General features: G+C 76.1%; 2 protein-coding genes. Both read left to right on the top strand.

All coding sequences use genetic code 11. The annotated features are described in order from the left end of the window. The coding region (locus tag ABD308_RS21170) for a nuclear transport factor 2 family protein (RefSeq protein ID WP_344337530.1) at positions 1 to 393 on the top strand (393 nt) is incomplete at its 5' end. Between the two features lie 131 nt (positions 394 to 524). Continuing rightward, the gene (locus ABD308_RS21165) at positions 525 to 1592 is read left to right on the top strand and encodes an NAD(P)/FAD-dependent oxidoreductase (protein WP_344337529.1); all 1068 of its coding nucleotides are present in this window, start codon (positions 525 to 527) and stop codon (positions 1590 to 1592) included. Positions 1593 to 1621: the final 29 nt, after the last annotated feature.

Here is a 1621-nt window from a genome sequence, read left to right as displayed (position 1 = left end):
GCCACCGCCGACCCCGCCGAGCACCGGCAGGCCGTCGAGGCGTTCGCCGCCGCCAGCGCCCGCGGCGACATCGAGGGCCTGCTCGCCGTCCTCGACCCCGACATCGTCTGGCACTCCGACGGCGGCGGCGTCGTCAGCGCCGGCGCCCGCCCGGTGCTGGGCTCGACCAAGGTCTCCCGGCTCGTCCTCGGCCTGGTGTCCAAGTGGGTCACGGCCGAGGCCTCCGTGGAGTTCACGCTGGTCAACGGCGAGCCCGGCCTGGTCTGGTACTCCCGGCCGGGCGTGATCGGCGGCGTGATGGCCTTCGCGGTCGCCGACGGCCGGATCACCGAGGCCTACGCCGTGGTCAACCCGGAGAAGCTCACCCACCTCAACGCCACCCCGGAGGCGTGACGCAGGTCACCGTCACACTCCCGCGGGCCCCGTCGTCCCCTTTCCGAAGACGCGGAGAAGCGCTCCCCGGCCACCCCGGGAGCGCACCGCGAGAGGACGCCGCCCACGGCGCCACGAAGGAGCGGGACGACATGACCGAGAAGCAGATCGTCGTACTGGGTGCCGGCTACGCGGGCCTCACCGCCGCGGCCCGGGCCGGCAAGCGCGGCCGGGTGACCCTGATCGCCCCCGAGAGCCGCATCCTGCACCGCGTCCGCCAGCACGAGACCACCGCCGGCCTCCCGGTGAACCGGCCCGCCATCGCCGAAGTGGTGCGCGGGCGCGGCGTGCGGCACGTCCGGGCCCGCGCCACCGGGCTCGACCTGGCCGGCCGCGAGATCGTCCTCGACAACGGCGACACCGTCGCCTACGACACCCTCGTCTACGCCCTCGGCAGCCGCACCGCCTGGCACGGCGTCCCCGGCGCCGCCGAGCACGCCCACCCCGTCGAGCGGGCCGCCGAGATCGCCGACCGGCTGCGCACCGCCGAACGCCCCGGCACCGTCGCGGTCGTCGGCGGCGGCGCCACCGGCATCGAGCTGGCCGCCGAGCTCGCCGAGGCCCACCCCCGCTGGACCGTGCGGATCGTCACCGCCGGCCGGGTCGGCGGCTGGTTCTCGGCCAAGGGCCACGACCACGTCCACCGCGTGCTGCGCGGGCTCGGCGTCGGGATCCACGAGCACAGCGCCGTCACCGCCGTCGACGCCGGGGGCCTGACCACCGCCACCGGCCGGATCCCCGCCGACCTGGTCGTCTGGGCCGCCTCGATGGAGGCGCACCCGCTGGCCGCCGAGGCGGGCCTCGCCGTCACCCCCGCCGGTCGGGCCGTCGTCGACGACCACCTGCGGTCGGTCTCGCACCCCGAGGTGTACGTGATCGGCGACGCCGCCGAGGTCACCGTCCCCGGCACCGGCACCCTGCGGATGGGCTGCGCGACCGCACTGCCGCAGGGCCGGTACCTCGGCAAGGTGCTCACCGGACGCACCGACGAGCCGTTCGCCTTCCGGTACGCCGCGCAGTGCCTGAGCCTCGGGCGGCGCGACGGGCTGCTGCAGTTCATCCACGGCAACGACTCGATGCGGCCGGCGGTACTCACCGGGCGGGCCGGACGGCTGGCCAAGGCGGCGATCCTCAAGAGCGTGGTGCTGTCGCTGCGCTGAACCGCGGGAGCACGGCGAAGGGGCCCGGG

Origin of the sequence: Kitasatospora putterlickiae, from assembly GCF_039527695.1 — a bacterium.
Classification (GTDB): domain Bacteria; phylum Actinomycetota; class Actinomycetes; order Streptomycetales; family Streptomycetaceae; genus Kitasatospora; species Kitasatospora putterlickiae.
The sequence above is the reverse complement of the archived record's forward strand: the minus strand, read 5'-3'. Positions and strand labels throughout refer to the sequence as shown.